The organism is Vibrio sp. CyArs1, from assembly GCF_022432925.1.
In the GTDB taxonomy this organism is placed as follows: domain Bacteria; phylum Pseudomonadota; class Gammaproteobacteria; order Enterobacterales; family Vibrionaceae; genus Vibrio; species Vibrio mediterranei.
Genome location: NZ_JAKRBO010000002.1, coordinates 821,254 through 847,466 on the forward strand (window position 1 = coordinate 821,254; position 26,213 = coordinate 847,466).

Consider the following 26,213-nt stretch of genomic DNA (forward strand, 5'->3'; position numbering starts at 1 on the left):
ACATGAAAACCCTCTCAATTGGGCTTTTTTTGTTCAGTCAAACGAAATCCTAAGCACTTATAATTAAACAAATTTGGGCAATTAGTCTATTATCTTGTGCGTTATTCCTGTTTTTGAGCGCGCTTATGATAGCTCAAAACAACCGTAGACAAAACTACACCACACAGTTTGTTTACATTTTTGCAAGGTAGTTAACATGACGAATAAAACAGCGGCACCTCGTAGTAAATCGAAAAGCCGCGCTGCTTCTACACGTTTCAAACAGCACTCAGGTCCAGGAAGTAGACTGCGAAAGTCCACTTCGAAACCTGCGGTTAAACGAAAAACAGACACTAACCGAAGCAGACTACCCATTGAAGAACGCAAAGTGATCCTCTTCAACAAACCTTATGACACTTTAAGTCAATTCACAGATGGTGACGGACGAAAAACACTTGCCGATTACATACCTGTCAAAGATGTATACGCCGCCGGACGCCTCGACAGAGACAGCGAAGGGCTGATGGTTCTTACCAACGATGGTATTTTGCAAGCTAGACTGACTCAACCAAAATCCAAGTCAGAAAAAACCTATTGGGTTCAGGTCGATGGAGCGCCCTGTGAGGATGACTTAGATAAGCTGCGACGCGGTGTAGTGCTTAAAGATGGCCCTACATTGCCTGCGAAAGTCAGCCTTATGGATACGCCTGACGTTTGGGAGCGTCACCCACCGGTGCGCTTTCGTGCCAACATTCCTACCACATGGTTAAGCATTACAATTATTGAAGGAAGAAATCGACAAGTACGTCGAATGACAGCCAATATTGGTTTCCCAACATTAAGGCTTATTCGTGCTTCGATGGCAGGGTTTGAGATTGGAGGCTTGCAGCCAGGTGATTGGTTGGAAATCCCCACCGATCACCCAGCTTTAAAGAGATAAGTAATCCAAAGCAAAGCTATTATTGCTGAGCAACAATAGCCCTCACATGCTCTAGGTCTTCAGGAGTATCTACCCCAGCAGGTGGTGCTTCCTGAGCCGTTGCGACGTGGATTTTTTCTCCATACCACAGCACTCGAAGCTGCTCTAGGCATTCAATTCGTTCAAGTGCACTCGGCTCCCATTCTACATAAGTCTTAATAAACCCAGCACGATAAGCATAGATGCCAATGTGTCTCAGTAGAGGGTTAGTTGCACGTTTTTTCGGCTCTGCAGCGTAAGCATCTCGATCCCAAGGTATCGTTGCTCTACTGAAGTACAGCGCATAACCTTGCTCATCCGTCACTACTTTTACCGCATTTGGGTTAAAGACTTCTGATTCATTCTCAATCGTTACACCGAGGGTAGCCATTGGCGCCGTGCTGCTCTCAAGATTATTAGCAACTTGCTTAATAATGCATGCTGGAATCAAAGGTTCATCACCTTGTACGTTCACAACGATGTGATCGGGTGCGATTTTCATCGACGCAACCACTTCCGCTAACCGCTCGGTGCCAGACTCGTGAGATGGAGAAGTCATACAAACTTCGGCACCAAATTGTTTTGCAGCGAGCTCCACTCTTTGGTCATCGGTTGCGATGATCACGCGATCGGCACCAGATTGTAGCGACTTCTCATAAACGTGCTGGATCATCGGTTTGCCACCAATATCCGCTAACGGCTTGCCTGGCAAACGAGAAGATTCATACCTTGCTGGGATAATGACCGTAAAAGACATTAGCGTCCCTCTTCCATACTCATTTGTCTCGCTTCAGGCTCTAGTAAAACCGGAATACCCTCTTTAATCGGATAAGCAAGACGATCAAGCTTACAGATAAGCTCTTGCTTATCTTTATCAAAAGTGAGTTTTCCTTTACATACTGGGCATGCCACGATTTCAAGAAGTCTGTGATCCATAACTTTCTATTACCTTGTTTATTTTTTTGAGTATTTCCCTACCGTCTTGCTCAGTAAATTGAGCCGATACAGGTAAATACCACCAATTGTTTTGTGCAAATGAACGACATTTTACGGCATCTTTCTCCGTCATAATGACGTTATCAGACCCATCACTTAGGGCATATAATTGTTCCGGTTGAAAATCTTTATGGTCTGCAAAGCCTTGGCTGCGCACCACATCTGCATCAAGATCATTCAACGTCTTAAAAAAACGTGGAGGATGGCCAATACCAGCAAACGCAGTGAGTTGCCCTAGTTCGGTCACAGCTTTACTCTCATTGGTTGTTAGATTGATAGCAAGCTCAGGCTGTAATTCAAAACGCTTCTCTTGCCCTAAACGAGGCTCCCCGCCATTGGTAACAACAAGGTCTACTTCTTCCAAGCGAGACAGCGTTTCTCGTAGTGGTCCTAGTGGAATAGATTGCTCATTACCAAAGCGGCGCACTCCATCAACCACTACAATTTCCATTGCTCTATCAAGCGCATAGTGCTGTAGACCATCATCGGTGATAATCACATCAACACCAAGACTTTCTAGTGCCTTGACTGCATTCGATCTTACCGGATCCACAACAACAGGGACTTTGGTTCTTTCATAAATAAGCTTCGGCTCATCGCCACTGGCTTTAGTACTGGTCTGGGCTTCAACTTGCAAAGGATAATGGTTAGATTTACCCCCATAACCTCGAGAGACTACTCCAGGTTTGAAACCTTGACGTTGCAAATTCTCAACCAGCCAAATAACGATCGGTGTCTTACCATTACCACCAGCGGTAATATTACCAACGACAATCACAGGCACAGAAGCGCGGTAGCATTCTTTTGAACCATCACTGAAAGCTTTCCTACGTCGCTTCGCAATCGCTCTATATAGCGCACTAAGTGGCCACAAAAGCGGCCACCATAAGTAGTTTAGTGGATTACGACCAAACCACAGTTTCTCAATCACTCGTTGTCACCAAACTGAATTTTATGCAGTTGAGCGTACGCACCTTTATGTGCAAGTAACGTATTGTGATCACCTCTTTCGATGATCTCACCGTCATCAACAACGAGAATTTCGTCAGCTTCTTCGATTGTTGATAAGCGATGAGCTATAACTAGCACCGTTTTATCCTTTTGAAGTTCATCCAACGCAGATTGAATCGCGCGCTCAGACTCAGTATCTAATGCAGAAGTCGCCTCATCCAAAATCAGAACGGGAGCATCACGCAACAAAGCTCGTGCAATCGCGAGACGTTGCCTCTGACCACCTGACAAGCTTGCGCCATTTTCTCCAATCACGGTATCAAGGCCGTTGTCGAGACCATTAATGAACTCCATAGCATGAGCCAGTTTCGCCGCATGCTCGATTTGCTCTCGGCTATATTCGCCATCAGTTGCATAGGCAATGTTGTTGGCAATAGTATCGTTAAACAGATGAACATTTTGAGAAACCAATCCGAAATGCTTACGCAAGTTGGTCAGCTTGATATCATCAATCTTGTGACCGTCAAGTTCAATATGTCCACTATCGACGTCATAGAAGCGTGTAAACAAGTTAGCGATGGTACTTTTGCCCGAACCCGAACGCCCTACAAGCGCAATGGTTTTACCCGCAGGAAGATCAAAACTAACATGGCGTAACGCTGGCTTTTCGGTTCCCTGATAAGTGAAAGTGATATCGTTAACTTTAATGTCGCCTTTCACTTTCGACAGCTCAACTTTACCAGTATCACGCTCCGTATCTAGGTCCATTAACCCAAATAAAGTTTGGCTCGCGGCCATACCACGCTGGAACTCAGCCGTAACACCAGTCAGTGCTTTCAATGGACGCATCAATGAGAACATAGCCGAGAAAATAACCGTAAAAGTACCCGCGGTAAGTTGCTCACGAATCTCATCGAAACTTGCCAAATAAAGGACCGCAACCAATGCTAATGAGGCAATCATTTGAATCACAGGATTCGCTACCGCTGAGGCTGCTACCATCTTCATGGTTTGCTGCCTCATTTGGTTACTCATCTGATCAAAACGCTCTTTCTCAACTTGCTGACCACCGTAACTCAACACTACCTTATGACCTTTTAGCATCTGCTCGGCTGAGGTGGTCATATGACCCATCGAGGTTTGCATGTTGCGAGAGATCTTTCTAAAACGCTTAGATACAAAGCTAATCGCCCAAGCTACGACAGGAGCGACAGCGAAAAGAACCAGCGATAACTGCCAGCTGCTCCAGAACATCAGTATCAATAGACCAATGATACTTGCTCCTTCTCGAACAATACTGACTAGCGAGCGACTCGTCGCTCCTGCAACTTGTTCTGAGTCATAAGTAATCCGAGAGAGCAGTCCACCAGTTGACTCTTTATCGAAAAAGGAGACTGGCATGTGCATAAAGTGACTGAATATTTTGCGTCGTAGTTCCATGACGACTTTGCCGGATACCCAACTCAAACAGTAGGTCGAGACAAATCCACTGGTACCACGTATGAACATCATTCCAAGAATGATTAAAGGAAGGATTTTCAAGAAATTCGATTCGACATCACCAAAGCCTTCATCAAGTAGAGGCTTAAGTAGTGATAGCATGTAGGTATCTGCAGCAGCATTGATCACCAGTGCGATCACCGCAACGACGAGACCCGCTTTGTACTCTCGAATATAAGTCCAAAGACGCTTAAAGGTCTGCAGCGTCGTTTCATCTTGATTTAGCGACATAATTATTGTTCGTTTTCTTTTATCTATCTGTTCATTCTACTCTGCTTCGCAACATCTGCCTATACCAAGGGTCGAGGTTCTGGTTACGAAGCGTTGAAACGGTTAATTCTCCATCAAAAAAGACGAAATTAACCTGCCCCTGCTTACCTGTTTCATACCATTGAGCACCTCGCTCTAGGTATCGTTGTTTAACCAATTCGTTAGGCAGTTGCCAGTGGGAACGAAATTTCGTAGAGGCCACAACGTGCTCAGCATGAATCAATTGTGTCAAAAACGTAGAAGAGGAGGTCCGGCTGCCATGATGAGGAACACTCATAACATCAACACCTAGTTCAGAGAGTGTTCTGGCGATCAATATTTCGCTGACTTTCTCAATATCGCCTGTAAGCAATATTCGATGAACTGAATTGTCTCCCTGAACAAAACTAATCAGAACCACACAAGAGTGTGGGTTGTAAGCTCTATCCACTCTCTTCGGAGGCCACAGTGCCTCAAATCGAACTGCCTTCCATTGCCAAGTTCTACCTCGAATACAGAGTTGCTCTTCTGTCAATCCATCAGGCTTCTTGACCCAATCAGGCTTCCAATAATTACGGAGTTCAATTTCACCACCAGCGTGGTCATTATCAGCATGACTAATAATTACTCCATGCAGGTCTCTAACTCCTATAGCTAAAAGATTGGGAGTCACTACTGCGCTCGCCATAGATAAAGTTGGACTCGCGCGTCCTGTATCATAAAGTACCGCTTGTTCTCCCTGTTTGATGGCAACAGAGAGCCCGTGGGCTACATCAAAAAAGTGGACACTAACCTTTTGCCCGCTTTGTTTTAATGGCAATGTGACAGCACATAATATCAGTAATAGTGCCAGCCACTTCAATGACACTACTTTTCTCAGGACTAACGTGAAAATTAAAGGTATTGCATAGAAAGCAAAATAAGCCGGAGCGTTAAGCCAGAACCAGTTTGATAGGTTCAAAGAGTAATCAAAGGGCATCATCAGCATATCGACCAATGCCCAGATTAAATTCTCCTTCTCCGACAGTACGGTCACTACAGTCGCTAAGAGCAATAAAGGAACGACTAAAAAACTAAACCATGGGACAAACAACAAGTTATAGAAAGGCGATGCGACAGCAACCCCTTGAAATAAGCTGACCACAATTGGAATGAACAGTAAGCAGAGCAAAACATGGGTATACAACACAGTGCGAACACCAAATTGATAGGAAACAACCGAGTTGGTCACCATGAGCGCGGAGACAGCGAGAAAGGAAAGCCAAAAACTGGCACTTGCGGAAGAAAAAGGCATCAAGGTGAGTATGAGAGAGGCCGCTACTAATAAAGTGGTCATACTCATTATCCGGATGTGAATAATGCAAAGCGAGTTGACAATGACAAGCATGAGTAGAGCGCGAACTGTTGATGTAGCAAACCCACCTAAAGCAGCATAAAAAAACGCTAACACCAACCCTGTAAAGATGCCTAACAATAAACAGAACGGTGTCGTTTTACAACGTAGTTCTGTCGGTAGAAGCAAGGTCACCACCAGCAGTGTTCCCCGCCCGACAAGATAGCCAACGGCAAAAACTATTCCAATATGTAGACCAGAGATAGCAACTAGATGAGACAGTCCGCTCTGTTTTAATTGCAACCAGTCTTCACCAGCGAGTTTGCTTCTGTCACCGAAAATTAACGCTAAATAATAACCTTGATGTAGGCTGTTTGCGGTCACAGACGTTACCAACCGATGTATTTTCGAACGCCAATCATACGTACTACGAACCATAAAATGACTGTCATCCGATAGAACACCATCGGCTAAAAACCGATTAGAAAAATAGTATCGCTCTTTGTCGAAGCCAACCTGATTAAGAACACCAACAACGGGTTTGAGTTGAACCAAAGCTTGAAGTTCATCGCCCATCGTTAATGCTATCGGTGCATATAACTTAACGCTAGGTCTCTCAAAGAATGACAATTTTTCTCCATTAATCGATAAAATCGTCAATTCAACCTCATATCCACGAGTTATTTTTTTAAAATAGCTGTCAACTCGTCCTTTTATGGTAATATCTGTGCCAAATCGGTAAAGCACCTCCGATTGGTGCTTGTAAAGATTCCCTTGTATCAAAGCCACGGACATTGCAATAAAAACCACTGCGATTATCGAGCAGCGTTTTATTAGTAAGGCTATGCTAATTAAGGATGTAGGAATCAACCAGTAGTAATGAGGCATCATTGGCCACCACGCAACACTGATAAGTGTTAGTGAAAAAACCAACGGTGCAACAATGCCTGTTAAGAGAGTCATGTTTCCCTATGCCAAGAAAGTTCATTAAACGTTTCATGCCCGATCACGAGATGATCAAGCGACAAAAGGCATTGAAAGTGTTCGGCAATGTCCTCTATAACCCAAACCTTTGGTGTTTAAATCGACGCTCAGCGGCAGGCGCTTTTGCGGTTGGTTTGTTTATGGCTTTTGTCCCACTACCAAGCCAAATGATTATGGCGGCAGGGTTAGCTATCCTGTTTGGTGTAAACCTTCCGTTATCGGTCGCACTTGTATGGATTAGTAACCCTGTGACCATGCCAGTACTGTTTTATTTTGCGTACAAGATCGGCGCATTTTGCTTGAATACGCCTCCGCAGCCATTCCATTTTGAGTTGTCTTGGCAATATTTATCCGACCAAATGACCACCATTGGCCCCCCGTTCCTCTTAGGGTGCGCGATATGTGGTATTGTTGCTTCTGTTGCTGGGTATTTCGGCATTCGTGGCCTTTGGCGTTACTCTGTGGTTCGCAGTTGGCAGCAACGCGCTACAAGATAACGTTAGCTTGAAACTGACAACAGAGTCGTAAACAGAAACTACGAGTGTGACGACACTTCTAAGCAACAAGACTGTCGACCAAATATGAAAAAGCCCGTCAATGATATTCATTGACGGGCTTTTTCTTGAGATTAAATTACTTGGCGCTCAGTACTGAAGCTGGGTTTAACTGACTTGCCTTTGTTGCTGGATACCATGTCGCAATCAGACTTAACACCGTTGCAGTCCCCGCTACTAAAGCCACATCACTCCAAACCAACTCAGATGGCAGAAAGTCTACAAAGTAAATGTCGCCAGATAAAAACTTATGACCAATGAGAGACTCGAGGCCAGAAACTAATGGCGTGAGATTCAGTGCAACTAAACTGCCCAGCATACCACCGACAATACTACCCACTACGCCAGAAAATACACCTTGCCAGATAAAGATGCGTTTTATGAGGCCATCTGTGGCGCCCATCGTGCGTAATATTGCAATTTCAGATGCGCGATCTTTTACCGCCATCATTAGCGTTGAAACAATATTGAAGCACGCAACACCAATAACCAAAACCATCACCAAATACATAATGGTACGAACTAACTGAATATCTCGATATAGGAAACCATATTTCTGTTTCCAGCTACGTAAATAGACATACTCCGTTAAGGTATTACCCACCTCTCTAACAATCAAAGGGGCATTGAATACGTCATCTACTTTTATAGAAACGCCAGTAACTTGATTACCTAGTCGAGCATACTGCTGAGCATCTGCTAACGGAACAATCGCCAAGCTATGGTCAATCTGTCCATTTAACTCGAGCAAACCAGATACTTGGACTCGAACTCGTCTTGGTGCTTGCACTTTGCTGGTGTTGCTAGTGGTTGGGATCATTAACGTTACGTAGTCACCTACTTTTGCATCCACTTGATCTGCGACCCCTTTGCCGAGGATCACTTGCTGTTCACCGGCATGAAAGTTTTGCCAAGCTGTGCCTTTCACAAAGCCCGGTAGTGTCGACACTTTGGTTTCAAGTTCGGGGTCAACGCCGCGAACTTCAACAGCTTTGAGTAGGCTGCCCTTTTCAACCAAAGCTGTCATTCGAATATAGGGTGCGGCCGCCTCTACTTTTGAGTGTTTCATTGCCGAGTCCATCACCTTTTGCCAATTTTTGATCGGAGCATTCACACCTTCAAACTCACCATGGGCAATTACGGATAACACTCTATTCTTCAGCTCGCGCTCAAAGCCATTCATCGCAGACAAACCAATGACAATCACCGCCACCCCAACGGCGATGCCAACAATGGATGAAATCGAAATAAACGACACCATTTTGTTACGTTGCTTGGCTTTGCTAAAACGTTTACCAATAAAAAACGATAGTGACACATTAGCTCCTTGAATTACGCAATTTTGGCATCGAGTAGCAGGCCATCTTGCATATACATCTGCCTATCCATTTTCGCGGCTAACTCATTATCATGAGTCACCACTAGAAAAGCGGTTCCGTATTCTTGGTTAAGTGTTCGCATCAAATCATATATAGATAAAGCCGTAGTATGGTCAAGGTTACCGGTCGGCTCATCAGCCAACACTAACGCAGGCTTATTGACCAAAGCTCTAGCGATGGCAACTCGTTGGCGCTCTCCTCCCGAAAGCTCAGAAGGTCGATGCTCTAAACGATGTTTTAGCCCCACACGCTCTAGTAATGCACTCGCTTCGGCCTTCGCAAGTTTGGTTCCCATACCACCAATGAGTAACGGCATCGCCACGTTTTCTACCGCTGTAAAGTCACTGAGTAGATGATGGAACTGATATACGAACCCTAAGTGTTCATTACGAAGCTTGGCTTGTTGGTTGCTGCTTAAAGTCAGTAGAGGCTCATCAAGGAAAGTAACCTCCCCTTCCGTTGCCTCATCCAAAGCACCTAGTACGTGAAGTAGAGTTGACTTACCGGAGCCAGAAGAACCAATTATAGACACCAACTCACCTTTGGAGATCTCAAAACTCACGCCTTTAAGTACCTCGGTATCCACCGCCCCATCGTGATACGTTTTTCGAATGTTTTGACAGGCGATTAACGGACTACTCATATCTTAAAGCCTCTGCTGGTTTAACGGATGATGCTCGGAAAGAAGGAAACAGTGTGGCTGCTAAACTCAGCAACACAGCGCAAATAACAACGACAATAATTTGGCTAGGATTCACCACTATCGGCAACTGTCCACCAAAGCTAAATAAAGCGACACCCATGACTTCCAATAGGCTATTAAGATTGTTTGCCAACAACACACCAAGAATACCACCAACAATGGCTCCTAGTGCACCACTGCTGGCACCCTGAACCATAAAGATGGCGAGCACTTGACGGTCAGTCATGCCTTGCGTTTTCAAAATGGCGACTTCTGATTGTTTCTCCATCACCACCATAATCAGTGCGGAAATAATATTGAACGCCGCTACGCCGATAATGAGCCCAAGCATCAGCCCCATCATATTCTTTTCCATTTTTACTGCTTGGAATAATTCGCCACGTTGATCGCGCCAGTCACTCCATAACCAACCATCCGGCAATGGCTGTTCACTTAAATTGGAAACAACGAACGGGTCATTAAAAAACAGTCTCCATCCACTCGCTTCATCGGCTTTGTAACGCATTAACTTGGCGGCATCTTTCAAATGAGTTACGACTAATTGGCCATCCACATCGGAGCCAGTGCTATAAAGCCCAGCAACAGTAAACATTCGCTGACTCGGGATTCGCCCAAGCGGCGTATACTGGCTAGCACTGGTAACCATTAGTCTTACCTTATCGCCAACGCGCACATCGAGCTCTCGGGCAAGCGTATGACCCAACAAAACCTGATACTTTCCTGCTTGTAAATTATCTAGGCTACCGCTTACCAGACGATAGCGAATCGGATCATCAGTTTCGGGCTCAATTCCAATCATCATGGCAGCAGACAATCCCTGATGGCTTTGGACCACAGCCTCACTGCGGACAATAGGGACCGCTGGCTGACTAGTAGCAAAACTATTCAGCAACGCATCTGGCTTGTCATTTAAGTCTACTCGACCTGAATCATGTGAAATAACCGCTTGAGGCAAAACGCCAAGAATTCGACCTTTCAGTTGAGCTTCAAATCCGTTCATTACTGAGAGAACAGTAACGAGCGACAAAACACCGATAGTGATTCCTGCGGTCGACATATAAGATACGAACCGACTAAAGCGATCGCCTGAGCGACCTCTTAGGTAACGTAATCCAATAAAAACGGGCAAAGGGTGAAACATAATAATGGCCATGGGACGAAATCTATGAGTAATGTAACCAGAAAACCCATTGGGTTGTAGCCCCGATTGTAAATTTCCTTTTAAATTACGTACTTTTGACCTTTCATTCGGTCATTTTCTTGATAACTCAGACATACACAGAGATAATTAATTCAAGTCGATTAGGAAAAATGTATGCAGCAGAACGAATTCTTCACCGTAAATGGACCTTTAAAAGCCAACATTGAGCCATTAGCACTTGGTAGTACTCTACCCGACCTAGACCAATACATTGCTGAAATTCCAGCTCCGTTTATGGCATCGAGTGAATTTAGTCTGCTCGATCAGCAAAATGACGCTGCAAAGCACGAACTGAATCAACATAACCTCAAGCACGTTGCCGAGTTAATTGAACAGCAAAACAGCAAGCTTAATTTGCTGCTTAATTATATTATTTCGCAACAAGATGACCCTACACAACGCCATGTGACTCACAGTTTTGGTGCAGGTCAACTTGCCTATATCACTTCAGAAGCACTGAAAGTTGGTCAAGTAGCCAAGGTGAAGCTTTTCCTAGATCACCCACCTGCTGGTATATATTGTTATGCAGAAGTCACCGATATACAGAACTCCGAATCAGGCCAATTGGTTACGTTGAGTTTTGTACGAATCCTTGAAGAACACCAAGACCTACTAATTAAAGCCGCTTTGTACCAACAACAGAAATTGCTTCGACAGCGCTCGCTAGACAGAGACAACCAATAAATACTATGAGTAATTGTCAACTACTTCCTCTTAATGCACCAACGGGTGCCGGTGATAAAAAGTTTCTCGGTAACCTGATTGGTGGCGCATTAGCCCTTGCTATCAGCGAGCATGCTAACACCTATAATGATCATACTTTACTGGTTGTGCCAGACCCACAGCTTGCACTTAAACTTCAAGGTGAACTAGAACAGTTCTTTCCAGGAGAGGTTGCGCTATTTCCTGACTGGGAAACCTTGCCATACGATAATTTCTCGCCACATCAGGATATAATTTCAGATCGTATTGCACGGCTATACGCCCTACCGCAACAGTCAAAAGGGATCACTATCGTCCCGGTAAGCACTTTGTTGCAAAGGCAAAGTCCTCGCGATTTCTTAATGCAACATACCTTGATGGTAAAAGCTGGTGATTTGTTTTCACTGGATAAACTACGTCTACAGCTAGAAAACTCTGGCTACCGACATGTAGACCAAGTATTTGGTCCCGGTGAATATGCAAGTAGGGGTTCAATTCTCGATCTCTTCCCTATGGGAAGCTCTGCGCCTTATCGCATTGATTTCTTTGACGATGAAATCGACACTATTCGCACCTTTGATCCGGAAAATCAACGTTCCATCGAAGATATTAGCGAGATTCGACTCCTCCCAGCTCATGAGTTTCCTACGACAAAAGACGCGATTGAAGAGTTTCGTGTTCGCTGGAGACAACAATTCGACGCAAGGCGCGAACCAGAGTCAGTCTACATGCAGGTAACAAAAGGCACTTGGCCAGCGGGTATAGAGTATTGGCAGCCTCTGTTCTTTGAGCATACTGAAACGCTATTTGATTACATCAGTCAAGACTCCCAAATTATTGCGGTGGGTGATATTGAGTCCGCCATAGATACCTTTTTGTCTGACGTGGAAACACGTTATGAGCAGCGAAAGGTCGACCCTTTGCGCCCACTTTTAGAACCGAGTGCGCTTTGGCTGCAAAAAGATGAGTTCTATTCACAGCTAAAAGCCTATCCACAATTGCTGTGCTCCGTTGATTCCGTGGATGAAAAAGCAGGACGCGTCAATGCTCCCGTCGAAGCACTTCCTGATTTAGCAGTACAGCATCAATTAAAAGAGCCGATGGCTCAAATCCGTCAGTTTACGGAGCAGTACGCTGGTAAAGTGATTTTCTCGGTGGAATCTGAGGGCCGTCGAGAGGCGCTACTCGAATTACTGCATCGCATAAAACTGAGGCCACAAGAGAAAGAACATTTTCTCGATGCTCTGAAGAGCGACGATAAGTTCACACTTGTTATTGGTCAATGTGAACATGGTTTTGCTTATCAACAGCAGTTCGCACTGATCTGCGAAAGTGACATGCTCGGCGATCGCGTTATTCAACGACGCAAGAAAGAAAAACGCTCGATTAATAGTGACACCGTCATTCGCAACCTTGCTGAGCTCAAACCAGGCCAGCCCGTTGTTCATATTGACCACGGTATTGGCCGCTACGTCGGCTTGCAAACACTCGAAGCCGGTGGCATGACGACAGAATACGTCACACTCGAATATCAGAACGACGCCAAGCTGTACGTCCCTGTCGCTTCACTGAACTTAATTGGACGCTACTCTGGTGGCGCGGAAGAATCGGCACCACTCAACAAATTAGGCAGTGAATCTTGGGCTAAAGCCCGTAGAAAAGCCGCTGAAAAAGTGCGTGATGTCGCGGCAGAGTTGCTCGATGTATACGCCAAGCGCGAGTTAAAACCTGGCTTTAAATTCAGCTTAGATCGTGACCAATATGCGACCTTTAAAGCTGGTTTCCCATTTGAAGAAACTGACGACCAAGCACAGGCCATCAATGCTGTCATGTCTGATATGTGTCAGCCTAAAGCCATGGATCGTTTGGTTTGTGGTGATGTTGGCTTCGGAAAAACAGAAGTCGCAATGCGCGCAGCATTTGTAGCAACCGACAACGGTAAACAAGTCGCAGTGCTGGTTCCTACCACACTGCTGGCACAGCAACATTTTGAGAACTTCCGCGATCGATTTGCCAACCTGCCTATCCGGGTTGAAGTCTTGTCGCGCTTTAAATCGGCCAAAGAGCAAAAAGCCATCCTACAAGACGTCGCCGATGGAAAAGTGGATATTGTCGTTGGCACCCACAAACTGCTCTCTAGTGACATTCAGTTTAAAGATCTTGGCCTACTCATCGTTGATGAAGAACATCGATTTGGGGTGAGACAAAAAGAGAAAGTGAAAGCGATGCGTGCCGATGTCGACATTTTGACCTTAACAGCAACGCCTATTCCACGAACGCTGAATATGGCCATGAGTGGCATGCGCGACCTTTCCATCATTGCTACACCGCCAGCGAGACGTCTTGCCATTAAAACCTTTGTGCGTCAAAGCGAAGACAGTGTTGTACGCGAAGCAATACTTCGTGAAATCATGCGTGGTGGTCAGGTCTATTTCCTCCACAATCAGGTTGAAACCATTGAAAAGGTCGCGGCAGACTTAGAAAAGTTAGTCCCCGAAGCACGCGTCACAGTTGCCCACGGCCAGATGCGTGAACGTGAACTAGAGCGAGTTATGAATGATTTCTATCATCAACGTTTTAATTTACTAGTATGTACGACCATCATTGAGACGGGCATCGACGTGCCAACCGCTAACACCATCATCATGGATCGTGCTGATAACCTTGGCTTAGCGCAGCTTCACCAACTTCGTGGACGTGTGGGTCGCTCACACCATCAGGCGTATGCTTATCTGCTGACTCCTCATCCAAAAGCCATGACAAAAGATGCAGTGAAGCGATTAGACGCTATCGCCTCGCTAGAAGATCTTGGGGCCGGCTTTACTCTAGCGACTCATGACCTTGAAATTCGTGGCGCTGGAGAGCTTTTAGGAGATGAACAGAGTGGCCAAATTCAGTCCGTTGGATTCTCACTCTATATGGAAATGTTAGAGCAAGCCGTGGAAGCGCTAAAAGAAGGCAAAGAGCCCTCTTTGGACGATCTACTTCGCGAACAAACTGAAGTGGAATTACGTATCCCCGCTTTGCTCCCTGATGACTATATTCCGGATATCAATACTCGTCTATCCATGTATAAACGGATCGCAAGCGTTATAGATAACGAAGAACTCGACGAGCTAAAAGTGGAACTGATTGATCGATTTGGCCTGCTGCCAGATGCTGCCAAACACCTTCTTGCCGTCTCACAAATGAAGCTTCGTGGTAGAGCACTGAAAGTTAAAAAAGTAGAAGCCCATGATAAAGGTGGCTATATTGAATTTTATCCGGATGCTGACATTAACCCAGCCTTCTTGGTTAAACTACTTCAAGCGCAGCCAACAAAGTTTGCGATGGAAGGGCCAACTAAGTTCAAGTTTATGGAAGCGTTAACCGATAGGCGTAAACGCTTAAGCTACCTCAATAACATGCTTGACGAGTTTGAAGCCAATCGACTTCCGAACGCATAATTGCTTACAGCTGCAACGATTTTTCACCGTGAAATGTTTCAGCAACGTCCTGTATTAATTGATATAATGGGATTGCACTCAATGATAGTGGCAATCAATGGAGAAACAATGAAAAAACTGATCCCACTGCTACTCCTATTGGTTTCTATGCCAAGTTTGGCGCAGAGACAATTTGATATAGAAGTGATCGTTTTCAAACGTGCGGTAAACCCTGAAAAAGTAAACGAGTCTTGGCCAAACACCATGCCGCAAATAGACTTTAGCCGCGCTGGTTCAATGAACGATGCCAGTTATCGCGCGTCGAAAGGCGTTCAGATGCTGCCTTACTCTTCATACCAATTGAATGATGAAGCGGCAAAACTAAAAAATCATGCAGGCTATACGGTGCTCATGCACAAAGCATGGCGCCAAGGCGATAACGGTAGAGGCTCTGCTCCAATTTTCCATATTCGTGCAGGGAAAGATTACTCAGCTGGTTTTAATGCCGATGGAACAGAGAAGGGCAGCAATAGCAACACCACAAGCCCGGTTGATGGCGTAACGGAAGTGGCCATAGATAAACCGTTGTACGAGCTTGACGGTAAACTACAGATATACGTGCAGCATTATTTGTATGCTGAAGCCCAACTAGACCTTCGCTCGCCAAGCACAAAAGAGGTGATTGTTACTGATTCAGTCACAGCAACAGAACCGATGGAGCCGTCTGTTGACAATTCTGTAGCGACAGGGACTGCAGATAGTAACGTCATTGCTGGCAACTTACAGGCCATAGAGCCTCAACGTGAAGTTCAAACCTTTCTCAAGGACTATCGATTTGATCAGAAACGTCGCATGAGAAGTAGTGAAACGCACTACCTAGACCATCCGTTAATGGGCATGATCATCCAAGTTCGAAGAGTACAGAACTAATCCAGAAAGGGCCTAAAATAAGGCCCTTTTTTCAATTCCTGTTCCATTCCAAGGCATTATGAATACGCATTACACCATCTACACAAAAAGATTATGCCTTCGACTATTGGATCTTAACGATGCCGAGCAATTGGCAATCGCAATCCAAGAATCTCCCTCATTGCATCAATGGATAGATTGGTGTCATAAAGACTTTACTCAACATGAAGCGATGGAGTTCATTGGCGCAACTCGAGTTAACTGGGTGAAAGCCGTGGCATTTGGCTTTGCATTGTTTGACCGAAAAACCGAACAGTTTCTAGGTATGGTGGCGCTCAATGAGTTTTATCATACCTTCAACATGGGAAGCCTTGGCTATTGGCTAAGAGACGATGCTCAAAAGCAGGGCTATGCCTTGGAAGCGCTCGATGCGTTGGTGGAATTCAGTTTTGCCAATTTATTACTCACCCGGCTAGAAATTGTTTGCGACCCAGACAATACCGCTAGCCATAGGCTTGCTGAACGTATCGGAGCAACCTACGAATGTTTAGCGCAGAATCGCTTTATTTTTGATGGTAGACCAAAAGCTGGACTGGTCTATTCCCTCATTCCCCCTACCCGTTGAACCAATGACTCTGAGATAAAAAAGAGGCGCTTTTCAGCGCCTCTCTGTTATTACTAGGTATTAGTGCAATTTCAAGTTTGGTCTCAATACACGGTTAATACGACCAACCAACATCATTAATCCGGTCTTTAATACACCATGCAACGCCACCTGGTGCATACGATAAAGCGAAATGTAAACCACACGAGCGATTCGCCCTTCCACCATCATAGAGCCCTTGGTTAGGTTACCCATTAAACTGCCTACAGTTGAGAATCGGCTCAATGATACTAATGAGCCGTGATCATTGTATACGTAAGGCTTTAATTCTCTGTCTGTCAGTTTAGCAACGATGTTACTAAACGCTCGGCTCGCCATTTGGTGTGCTGCTTGAGCACGTGGTGGTACGAATTTACCATCAGCTTGGGTACACTGAGCCAAGTCACCGATAACGAAAATATCGTCATCACGCGTGGTTTGCAGTGTGTCTTTTACTACTAACTGGTTGATACGGTTAGTTTCCAAACCGGCAATGTCTTTCATAAAGTCTGGCGCTTTGATTCCTGCCGCCCAAACCATTATTTGTGCTGGGATTTTTTCACCATCTTTCGTAGTTAAGCCATCTTTGTCCGCTTGAGTCACCATAGTGGCAGTGCGAACGGTTACACCCAGTTTTGTCAGTTCAGAATGCGCTGCGCTTGAAATACGTGGAGGAAGCGCTGGAAGAATACGCTCACCCGCTTCAATCAAGTTTACGTTCAGCTTACTCGAATCCAGATCACCGAAACCATAAGTACGAAGCTCTTTGACTGCGTTGTGCAGTTCGGCAGACAGCTCTACCCCTGTTGCACCAGCACCAACGATCGCAATATCGACAGTGCCGTGACCATTTTTTGCATGCAGTTTTAGGAACTCATTGTTCATTTCTGTACGGAAACGGTGTGCTTGTTCTGGGCTATCTAAGAAGATGCAGTTATCGCGAACACCAGGAGTATTGAAGTCGTTTGATGTTGAGCCAATCGCAAGCACTAAGATGTCATAAGCGATCTCGCGGCTTGGCATCAATAGCTCATCGTGCTCATCTCTCAATTCACTTAACGTAATGCTTTTGCGCTCACGATCAATCTCATTCAGGCTGCCCATTTGAAAGTCAAAATGGTGGTTTTTCGCGTGAGCACGATAGCTTAGCGCATCAACCCCTTCGTCCAATGAGCCGGTCGCTACTTCGTGCAGAAGTGGCTTCCATAAATGGCTTGCTTTACGATCAACAAGCGTAATATTGGCGCGCCCTTTACGTCCAAGTGTTCGGCCTAATTTGGTCGCAAGCTCAAGTCCGCCTGCGCCACCACCAACAACGACAATATTAGTCACAATGGCTCTCCTAAAAAGTGAAATTTGAAAGTTAGAAAATGGTCTTACATCCCGCCCAAGGCGCAATGCTTAAAATTTGGTCATTATGCGCAAATATAGACTCCAAGTGGCAGCCCCTAGCGCGGTACAATCATGGTTTCACTTCACAAATTTGTTCAAAATCGTCTTTGTTTGAACATCTTAGGGCAAGTTCTCTTCTTGCTCTCAACTTTTTTTGATATTTATCAAATAATGTAGAATGGTTTTATTATATAGGGCAAATCAATGTCCGCAACTATTCAATGGAATTATTTTTGTTAAGTGAATTAAATGGCCATTTGTTAATCGATAGTTCCATCACTAAAAACGGCTCCTCAAAGGAGCCGTTTTTAACTTCATAATTCAAGGTCAATACCTAGGGCGTTACCGTAACTAATGCATCACCTGTGACATTTTCAAATGATGCAGTGATGGTAGCAGTACCCGCCGAAATGCCACTGACATATTGCTTGGATGGGTATGCAACATCCATGTCGAACTGCTCCAAGAGACATATTTGACGTAGTTCTCAACACGACCATCAGAGAAAGTGACATTAACAGTTACCTCAACAGTATCACCGGTAGCAACCGTGATATTTTGTGGCACAGTTTCTACCTTTGTCGTTGTGGCAGGATAGGTTTGCGTTTCAACAAAATCTGTCATGCCTTGGTATGACATCGTAATCGTCGCGCGCACTCCTTCATAAACACCTTGCGCTAAACCCGCCTTGGCATTTCCGGATTCAATCGTCGCGGCAGTGGTATCGCTGCTCGACCACTCAGCATCTAAGGTAACATCTTTGCTCGACCCACCTTGATAGTATGCAATAGCATGGTATTGGAATGGTGTTCCCGAATAGAGGATGTCCTGTCTTGGTTCTATTGCGACTTGTGCTAGAACTAGAGGAGCAACCGTGGTAGTTACCTCATCCTCAACCCCATCAAACTCAGCTTTGATCTGCGCGCTGCCTGCGGATAACGCTTCACCACTACCTCCTAACTCCCCTGTGGTGACCACTTGAATCACATTAGGGTCACTAGAAGACCACGTCGCTTTTGAAGTTACATCTTCATCAGGCAAGCCTTGATGATATTTAGCAATCGCCTTATATCGTCCTACAGTTCCTTCTGGAACTGTCTCATTGTCCGACGTAACGACTAGCTGTCTGATATATGTGTCAACAACAGTAACCTGACCTGCTCCTTCGATGTTTTGATAGATCGCATACACTTCACTGTGACCCGCAGATTTTCCTTCTATCAACCCCGTCGTATTCACGGCAAGTTTATCTCTCTGTTGCACCCGCCAATCACTTAGCGCTGTTACATCTTTAAATGAAACCTTATTAGTATTAACGTCTTTGTATATTGCATAAGCATTAAGTTGCTTTGTATCCCCTACTTTGACCGTAGAATCGGCAGGCTCAACTTTCACGCCTAAGTAGGTCAGGCTACTGAAGAGTGTGAGAATGACCTTGTAAGAGTAACCAACCTAAACTAACTGGGCGTACCATAATAAAATCTTAATGTTGTGTGAAAGTTGTTACCGTATTGAACAAAAAAAAGCAGCGAAATCCGCTGCTTTTGTAAAAAGTAGTACACGCCACTCGGACGTTTCTTACATTACGATTCTTTAAACGCCTTCATTGTTTGAAGGTGCTGAGAGATCTTTTTGAATTTATGTGTTTGAGTTTCATCCCACACTACATCGTAATAATCTTTAAGGGCATCCGCCGTTTTTTGGTTATCGTGAATTTCGTCTTCTTTGGACAAAATGACCATACAACGACCCGCATTTTTACTGCGGAACTTTTCAACACACTTAGTGGCAATGTCTTCATATTCTTCTGGCCGATCAATACGACCTTGCATATTTACTTCAGGGTGCAAATTGGGGTTGAAGATAACTTGTTTAATGCCACATAAGAAGCCTATGCGCTCTGACCAGTAGCCTCCCAGACCAACACCGCAAATAATCGGCGCTTCATCTTTTGACTCTTGAACCAGCTTGTTCACTTCTTTAAGAAGGTGCTGCATATCATGCTTGGGGTGAAGTGTGCTGTAGTTGACGAAACGAACGTCTTCGTCAATGAATTGCAACTGAAGCACTTTTTCATGGTTGCCTGGGCTTGTTGAATCGAAGCCGTGAAGATAAATAATCATAGTACCTCTCAATCCGTCCTTATTGGTACGCTTTCGTTAAATCTACCACGAAAGCCCTAGTTTCATAGGGGGTAAGATGATTTTTCAGAAAAGATAACGTTAAACAGTGATCCCCTCAACATAATCGTAGATAAATAGCCTCAGCTTCGACTAAAAAACCATCATCTTGCCACACCTGCGCTGCAAGTAGATACCAGAGCATAGCCATCATCTGCGAGTGTCTTTGCCAAATCTCCACATCCTTTTGCCAAGATCTACTATCTATCGTGGGCTGGTGCTGTTTGTAGAGTTCAATTCCTGTAACGATATCCATTTGTAGCATATCCAAGGTCATTGTTAGGTCCAGAACGGGACTGGCAATTGCAGCATATTCCCAGTCAATTACCGCAAGGCCCGTTTCAATCTGCACTAAGTTATGAATGCCAAAATCAAAATGACAAAGCGCTTGTTGCGCACAGCTTAATTTTGGTAGCGTTCGAAGGCTTTCGTAGATCGGACGAAAGCGCCGCTTTAGAATAGAATCGTCAAGCTGAGACCAGTAATGATCCACTTTTTCTTGGTAATCAAAACGTCGCACCTGACTGATAGGTTGAATGGTATGGATATTCGCAAGAAGCGCGATAACCTTTGAATGATCGTCTAACTGACTAACAGGAATGCCATTACACCAACTGAGCGCGATACCCTTTGGGCCGCGAGCAATTACTTTGTTAGTAGGGAGGTGTCCGGCAACCGAGTTCAAAACCTCAGCTTCATTGTCGCGACTTATATCAAATGACTGACATAGCGATGAGTTGGCACGCCAAATCACCCAACCATGAGATGGAGTCAATACACGCCACGCCCGATTTGTCAGACCGCCAGATAACGGAAGTGCCCCTAAGGGCACTTCGTTTAACAAGGAAGATAATCCAGCCAAATCTGGTGATTGCTGGACCGCATCAATCCAATTAAGCATTGAGCGCTTGTTATAGACCTAGTACTGAACGAGACTCTTGCTTACGAATTTCAGTTTCGTCAGCCCACTCAATCAGACCCGTTTCTAGATCCATAAGACGCATGGTCATTTTGTAGTATACGTCTTTATCGCTGCCCGCTTCTTTAACGATACTACTTAGGTTACCGTAAAGCATGTATTGCGCACCAACCATTTTACCGAATTGGATAGCTGTGCTTTGGTTCACTAGCTCATCATTGTTTTGGAAGTTAAGCTGTTCGCGTACAGACTCAACACGATCCATATCTACGAAACGGAACTTACCAGAGTTCAGCATTTTGGTGCTGATGCTGTCAGTGATAGACTCGGTATCAATGTGCTCCGTTGTTTTGTTCTTGATACGTTCAACAAATACAATTGGGCGACTGTCGCGCGTGATTGCCGCAACTGAACCAGACATCAGCATGCTATCAACCATGTCACCAGCGATCTTCTGTAGGTCAGTTGAACCGAAGTCGATTGTTGTCGTTTCAGTAGCTTGCGCGTCGCCGTAACTTACTTTATTTGAACAGCCACCGAGAATGACAGCCAAACCCAACAAAGCAATAATACTTTTTTTCATTTTGTTTCCTTAGTCTTACTTACTTTCCAACGGGTGGAAATTACTCATCCGCTCCGCGCAATTGCACACGGAATTCTTTACCATTAGGATTTACAGACACCTCAGATAGGGTAATAGTTTCATCACCGCGTAAGATGGCTCTTTTCCAAGGGGCTTGTTTAGTATTTACTTCGAGTCCTTGCGCATCATACCAATAGAATCGATATTGGATGATTTGGTCCGTAGATGTCGTATTAGACATTCGAACCACGCCTCTCGCGTGACCATTGGTATCAATGGTCGAAATATCATCAATAGAGAATTTTTTACCCATTTGTGCGTCGCCATAAAGCACAGCCTGAGTTTGGCCTTCGATTTTGATCCCTGAGGTTTTACTTGAAGCACAGCCAAACAACGTCAACAGCACACCAATACTCACTAACCATTTTTTCATTACATTCTTCCTAATTGTTTATGCCAAATGGTGGCATTGCCGCCCTGGCGCGACACCCAAACCAAAGTGGTCTGTCTATCTCTCACATCAAAAGTATAGTCTTGACCATCTAACGTCATTTTGTGGCTGCCCGCTTTAACGATTTGACTTGCACCGTTCACTACACCCGGTAATGTTTGCCAACTTCGAGTATCAGGCTGTTCCGTCAAAGTGTTCCACACGTTGAAGATAAGGTTACCGACATCATCGTCTTTCGCCGTACTCTTACGAATTTGGTCTTTGGCATACACGCGCAGTGCTTGTCGCAACAAGATGGTCGGCATATTCTCGGTAAGCTGCTGCTGCGCCATTAAATTAGTATCCACTAATTCATCCGACTTCAGGGGCTTACCATCCAACATAATATTCGAAAATTTAGGCGTCACCGCTGGAACATAATACGGCAGTGCCACAGTATACAACGCAGTATTACCTTGGCTGTCATAAACAGGCAAAGTCAGATTCCAAGATTGCATGGCGCTCACAACCCCCTGCTCTTCGAGCAGGATGACACGACCTTCACCAGCTTTGACACCTGGTCGATCACCATATTGCTTTTTAAGCTTCGCAAGATCTTGATTCCGACTTGAGCGTTTAGCCACACGAATTACCGCGTCGATAACGGCTTCGTTATCTGGTGCAACGGCAAGTGCGCGAGTATAGTCAATATAGGCCCCATTGAGGTCATTTGAAGCTTCGTACATCAAGCCTGACAAAAACAACAAATAGCCATTTTGAATCGCTTTCAGTTGATTTCCCGCATCAGGATAACGCGACAACACCGACCCTAGATTAGGTGATAACCCCTTCTGCTTCATTTCAGCTTCAGCAGAACGTAAGTCTTTCTCTCGCGCTTGGCGAGCACGCTGTTGAACTTGGTTTGCTCGTCGCACTTCAACCAGTGCACCCTCTAGGTCGTTTTTTTGAATATAGTTGAGCCCTAGATACAGGTGTAAATAACCTAGCTCATAATCTGGCGGTACATACTCGGTTATATTGTCATTGACCGCTAAGGCGCCAACACTAGTCGCAGTGTCAGTAATAGAAATAAGCGCCTTATCTTGCTGAACTCTAACGGCCTTATCACTAACTTCAAGCGCTGATTTACTTTGCGGATAGGATTGGTTTAAGAACTCGACCCTGCCGCGCTCAAAATTATCCAAGATATCACCCGCAACGACATCTTCAGCTTGAGGCAATGCAGCCTGCGCTTTTTCATATTGGCCAGTTTTCACCGCTTGATACACCACCGTATTCTGCTGGGTATAATGGCTAAACAGATTACCTGCACTTAGTCCCGCACAAGCGGTAAGTGATGCAGCAAGTACGACGATGAGTGCGTGTTTAACGCTACGTATTAACATATGTTTTGAAGAGAATAGATACCTTTAGTGAGGCTTTGACAATTACGTTAGTACTAAGTTGCCAAAGCCTCTCGAAATTAGCTCATCAACAATGGGCCAAGTGGGCGACCACCAACGAGATGCATGTGAATATGGTACACCTCTTGACCGCCGTGAGAATTACAGTTGACGATCAAACGATAGCCATCTTCTGCAATACCTTCATCATGGGCGATCTTCCTTGCAACGGTGAACATACGTCCCATCATTGCTTCATCATCAGTTTCAACTTCATTAACAGTGGGAATCAGTTTGTTTGGAATGATCAACACGTGGCTTGGAGCACGCGGATTAATATCACGAAATGCGGTAACAAGATCGTCTTGATACAACACATCGGCAGGAATTTCTTTACGAATAATTTTGCTAAAAATGGTTTCTTCAGCCATGAAGTTCTCCAATTACCAAACCAATAATACTGACACAGGATCGCCAGCACATACTTACTTTAGAAGTATGCACTAAGGTCTATAGAATCACAATTTAAAGCAAAGCCAACATAGCTTGTTGTTTTCACTATTGTTCGATTCTCAACCTATATCTCGCTAGAAGTACTTTTTTGAGATAACACTTCACGACAAAACCTTGGCTTTTATTACATTTTTGACGAGTGCGTCATAAAACGTAGCACGACAAGTCATATATATTTCAGTTTTTGTTATTTGTAACGATAAAGAGACAAAAGCGCCAAACCTCAATTCCGACCTGATGTTACGAGTGGACGGATAGTGCAAGGTTTAGCGTAAAGCGTCCAGTTAAATTTTGTATGATTTTTGTATTGCTGCAACATCACTAGGGAGAGATATATGCAGGGTTCCGTTATACGGAGGATGTACGCCGGGTTCACGCTCATCGTCATTCTTTTTGTTATCACCATCATGATTATGCTCAGTGGCATGAACCAAATTCATCAGTATTTTGGTTCTGTTTCTAAGTCCTCTCTCCCGTTAGTTTCTCTTTCGAATCAAACCAGTGTGCAATTATTGTCTGCGGACAAATCCTTCAAAGATTTCCTCACAACGCAGAACGAAGAAAGAATGACTATTCGTCGCGAAGAGTTTTCCGCTTCAATGGAAGAGTTTGGTCGTGACTTAGAACAACTTGCTAGCGCGAGTGCCGGTTTCCCTGAGCTAGAAAACCGAATTGGAGAACTGCGAGAGGTTCAAGCTCGCTATAGCGAAGAAGCTCAAGAAGCAATGGATAACTACCAATCCATGTTCTCAGCTCAAGAACAGGTTCAACTATCCACACGACGATTCCAAAAACTCCACTCAGACCTTTCTGTTGGTATGAAAGAGTATGTAGATGACGCTTCGAGTATTTCTGTCAAAGTGATGGCAAAAAGTTACTTTATCAAACTAAAAGACGCCGAACTCATCACTTCAGATGCACTAGCCAGTAGCGATACCGTCTTCGTTCAAGAAGCCGTTAATAAAAACCGCAAAGCCGTCACTCACCTCAACTACGCTTACCGCGGCTTAGTTACACAAATGCCAGAGTTGAAGAAAGTGTTTGAGAGCTCTGTGGAACAATTTACCAAAGATGTCGGCCAGAAAGGTGGCGTGCTAGACCAACATAATAATTATTTGATCGCCAGAGCCGCTCTGTATCAAAACATCGAAAACCTAGCTCTGGAAGTAGACGGTGCGATGGCGACACTTAACGGCTTCACCGAAACTGCGACAGCCAATCTAAACCAATCTCTTGAACAAGCAGGCACTATCTATGACGAAGGCGTAATAAAAGCCATTGGTATAGGTGTGGTCGTTGTCTTAATTGCAGTCGGTATTGGTTACCACATTGCGCAAAGTGTGCGTCAACCACTGAACAGCACACTCAAAACATTAGAAAGCTTAACCGAAGGCGACATGACGCAGCGCATTGAAGTGAAATACAACAATGAGTTCCGCCGTCTAGGCAACCACATTAATACGCTTGCAGACAGCCTGCACAACGTGTTGGTCAAACTGAATGATGCATCGGACAACCTCACTGATACTGCAAGCAACAACCAAAGCACGTCTTTGAGTGCGCAAAGCCAACTTAGTGCGCAGCGTGAGCAAACCGCTAACGTCGCGACGGCAATGACCGAAATGTCTCATTCAGTACAGGAAGTGGCAAACAGTGCGCAAAACTCGTTAGAGAAGGTACATCAAGTCGAATCGGCCTCTGAATCTGGTCGTCAAATCATGAGTACCAATATCAGCACCATCAATCAGTTGGAGCTTCGTCTTAATGAATCGGTTGAAGCGGTTGGCGAACTTCAGAAGATGAGCAGCCAAATTGGCAGCATTTTAGATGTCATTCGCAACATCGCTGAGCAAACCAACCTACTCGCCCTTAATGCTGCTATTGAAGCAGCACGTGCAGGCGAGCAAGGACGTGGGTTTGCAGTGGTGGCAGACGAAGTTCGCGTACTAGCTCAGAAGACCACTGAATCTACCACTGAAATCGAAACTATGATCAGTAACTTACAAACCAGCTCTAAGAGTGCAGGACAAGTCATTGAAAGCTGTATGAAGGATATGGAACTATCGGTTGAGCAAGCCTCTACAGCTAATGGAGCCATGGAAGAGATACAAGCGTTGATCATCGAAATCAGCCAAATGAGTACGCATATTTCTCAAGCCGCAGGCGAGCAAAGTGAAACTACCGTAGATATCGCTAAAAACATCGAAGAAATCAATCATATCGCCGATGAAAGCTATCAAGCCATGTCGCAAATCGCGGCAACAAGTGAAAGCTTAACTAGTCTAGCCAATCAGCAAAGTGAACTAGTACACCGCTTCAAACTTTAG

Annotated in this window: 23 protein-coding genes; 7 read left to right on the forward strand and 16 right to left on the reverse strand. The window is 44.8% G+C overall.

Annotated elements, in window-relative coordinates:
- The first annotated feature begins 196 nt into the window (after positions 1–196).
- Complete coding sequence (locus tag MMA19_RS10425; RefSeq protein ID WP_240206151.1) at positions 197–919, forward strand: pseudouridine synthase; 723 nt, start codon at positions 197–199, stop codon at positions 917–919.
- A 19-nt stretch (positions 920–938) separates the two neighbouring features.
- Here the strand turns inward: MMA19_RS10425 and kdsB are convergent, their stop codons facing one another.
- From kdsB to MMA19_RS10450, 5 genes are read right to left on the reverse strand one after another with little or no spacing between them, the layout of a single operon-like run.
- Positions 939–1,694 carry a 3-deoxy-manno-octulosonate cytidylyltransferase gene (gene kdsB, locus MMA19_RS10430; RefSeq protein ID WP_198558060.1) on the reverse strand — a complete coding sequence of 252 codons (756 nt, stop codon included), beginning with the start codon at positions 1,692–1,694 and terminating at the stop codon, positions 939–941.
- Positions 1,694–1,873 (reverse strand): Trm112 family protein, encoded by a 180-nt coding sequence (locus MMA19_RS10435; protein WP_006075338.1) that lies wholly within the window; start codon positions 1,871–1,873, stop codon positions 1,694–1,696. Before MMA19_RS10435 ends, kdsB begins: the two co-directional genes overlap by 1 nt.
- The gene (lpxK, locus tag MMA19_RS10440) at positions 1,854–2,864 is read right to left on the reverse strand and encodes a tetraacyldisaccharide 4'-kinase (protein WP_240206152.1); all 1,011 of its coding nucleotides are present in this window, start codon (positions 2,862–2,864) and stop codon (positions 1,854–1,856) included. The genes MMA19_RS10435 and lpxK overlap by 20 nt, the downstream gene beginning before the upstream one ends.
- Positions 2,861–4,615 carry a lipid A ABC transporter ATP-binding protein/permease MsbA gene (gene msbA / locus MMA19_RS10445; protein ID WP_240206153.1) on the reverse strand — a complete coding sequence of 585 codons (1,755 nt, stop codon included), beginning with the start codon at positions 4,613–4,615 and terminating at the stop codon, positions 2,861–2,863. Before msbA ends, lpxK begins: the two co-directional genes overlap by 4 nt.
- 31 nt (positions 4,616–4,646) lie before the next feature.
- A complete protein-coding gene (locus MMA19_RS10450; RefSeq protein ID WP_240206154.1) occupies positions 4,647–6,929 on the reverse strand; it encodes a DNA internalization-related competence protein ComEC/Rec2 in 2,283 nt (760 codons plus the stop codon).
- Between the two features lie 8 nt (positions 6,930–6,937).
- Here MMA19_RS10450 and MMA19_RS10455 point away from each other — a divergent pair, with 8 nt between their 5' ends.
- Complete coding sequence (locus MMA19_RS10455) at positions 6,938–7,447, forward strand: DUF2062 domain-containing protein (protein WP_006075333.1); 510 nt, start codon at positions 6,938–6,940, stop codon at positions 7,445–7,447.
- A gap of 136 nt (positions 7,448–7,583) precedes the next feature.
- Here the strand turns inward: MMA19_RS10455 and lolE are convergent, their stop codons facing one another.
- The 3 genes from lolE to lolC are packed head-to-tail and all read right to left on the reverse strand — an operon-like array spanning position 7,584 to position 10,727.
- Entirely contained in the window at positions 7,584–8,822 is a 1,239-nt protein-coding gene (lolE, locus tag MMA19_RS10460; RefSeq protein ID WP_261359885.1) for a lipoprotein-releasing ABC transporter permease subunit LolE, read from the reverse strand.
- Positions 8,823–8,836: 14 nt separating this feature from the next.
- On the reverse strand, positions 8,837–9,526 hold the full coding sequence (gene lolD / locus MMA19_RS10465; protein ID WP_240206155.1) for a lipoprotein-releasing ABC transporter ATP-binding protein LolD: 690 nt from the start codon (positions 9,524–9,526) through the stop codon (positions 8,837–8,839).
- A complete protein-coding gene (lolC, locus tag MMA19_RS10470; RefSeq protein WP_038223394.1) occupies positions 9,519–10,727 on the reverse strand; it encodes a lipoprotein-releasing ABC transporter permease subunit LolC in 1,209 nt (402 codons plus the stop codon). Before lolC ends, lolD begins: the two co-directional genes overlap by 8 nt.
- Before the next feature lie 174 nt (positions 10,728–10,901).
- On the opposite strand from lolC, the gene MMA19_RS10475 reads away from it, so the two are divergent.
- The 4 genes from MMA19_RS10475 to MMA19_RS10490 all read left to right on the forward strand — a co-directional run bounded on the left by MMA19_RS10475 (position 10,902) and on the right by MMA19_RS10490 (position 16,448).
- Positions 10,902–11,471, forward strand: coding sequence for a PilZ domain-containing protein (locus tag MMA19_RS10475; protein ID WP_240206156.1), 570 nt, complete (start codon positions 10,902–10,904; stop codon positions 11,469–11,471).
- 5 nt (positions 11,472–11,476) lie between these two features.
- The gene (gene mfd / locus MMA19_RS10480) at positions 11,477–14,935 is read left to right on the forward strand and encodes a transcription-repair coupling factor (RefSeq protein ID WP_240206157.1); all 3,459 of its coding nucleotides are present in this window, start codon (positions 11,477–11,479) and stop codon (positions 14,933–14,935) included.
- 108 nt (positions 14,936–15,043) lie between these two features.
- Positions 15,044–15,844, forward strand: coding sequence for a peptidoglycan binding protein CsiV (locus MMA19_RS10485; RefSeq protein ID WP_240206158.1), 801 nt, complete (start codon positions 15,044–15,046; stop codon positions 15,842–15,844).
- A 58-nt stretch (positions 15,845–15,902) separates the two neighbouring features.
- Complete coding sequence (locus MMA19_RS10490) at positions 15,903–16,448, forward strand: GNAT family protein (RefSeq protein WP_239921043.1); 546 nt, start codon at positions 15,903–15,905, stop codon at positions 16,446–16,448.
- A gap of 60 nt (positions 16,449–16,508) precedes the next feature.
- Here MMA19_RS10490 and MMA19_RS10495 read toward each other — a convergent pair whose 3' ends face one another.
- From MMA19_RS10495 to hinT, 8 genes are all read right to left on the reverse strand, one after another.
- A complete protein-coding gene (locus MMA19_RS10495) occupies positions 16,509–17,798 on the reverse strand; it encodes an NAD(P)/FAD-dependent oxidoreductase (RefSeq protein WP_031497041.1) in 1,290 nt (429 codons plus the stop codon).
- 411 nt (positions 17,799–18,209) lie between these two features.
- Complete coding sequence (locus MMA19_RS10500; RefSeq protein ID WP_240206159.1) at positions 18,210–19,253, reverse strand: hypothetical protein; 1,044 nt, start codon at positions 19,251–19,253, stop codon at positions 18,210–18,212.
- A 188-nt stretch (positions 19,254–19,441) separates the two neighbouring features.
- On the reverse strand, positions 19,442–19,981 hold the full coding sequence (gene ycfP, locus MMA19_RS10505; RefSeq protein WP_006072986.1) for an alpha/beta hydrolase YcfP: 540 nt from the start codon (positions 19,979–19,981) through the stop codon (positions 19,442–19,444).
- Positions 19,982–20,096: 115 nt separating this feature from the next.
- Positions 20,097–20,939 (reverse strand): phosphotransferase, encoded by an 843-nt coding sequence (locus MMA19_RS10510; RefSeq protein ID WP_240206160.1) that lies wholly within the window; start codon positions 20,937–20,939, stop codon positions 20,097–20,099.
- A 10-nt stretch (positions 20,940–20,949) separates the two neighbouring features.
- Positions 20,950–21,540, reverse strand: a complete 591-nt coding sequence (gene lpoB / locus MMA19_RS10515) for a penicillin-binding protein activator LpoB (RefSeq protein ID WP_006072984.1) — start codon at positions 21,538–21,540, stop codon at positions 20,950–20,952.
- A gap of 40 nt (positions 21,541–21,580) precedes the next feature.
- Positions 21,581–21,973, reverse strand: coding sequence for a YcfL family protein (locus MMA19_RS10520; protein ID WP_240206161.1), 393 nt, complete (start codon positions 21,971–21,973; stop codon positions 21,581–21,583).
- Complete coding sequence (locus MMA19_RS10525) at positions 21,973–23,376, reverse strand: hypothetical protein (protein WP_006072982.1); 1,404 nt, start codon at positions 23,374–23,376, stop codon at positions 21,973–21,975. Before MMA19_RS10525 ends, MMA19_RS10520 begins: the two co-directional genes overlap by 1 nt.
- Positions 23,377–23,453: 77 nt before the next feature.
- Positions 23,454–23,804, reverse strand: a complete 351-nt coding sequence (gene hinT, locus MMA19_RS10530; protein WP_006072981.1) for a purine nucleoside phosphoramidase — start codon at positions 23,802–23,804, stop codon at positions 23,454–23,456.
- Between the two features lie 417 nt (positions 23,805–24,221).
- On the opposite strand from hinT, the gene MMA19_RS10535 reads away from it, so the two are divergent.
- Positions 24,222–26,213, forward strand: coding sequence for a methyl-accepting chemotaxis protein (locus MMA19_RS10535; protein ID WP_038229553.1), 1,992 nt, complete (start codon positions 24,222–24,224; stop codon positions 26,211–26,213).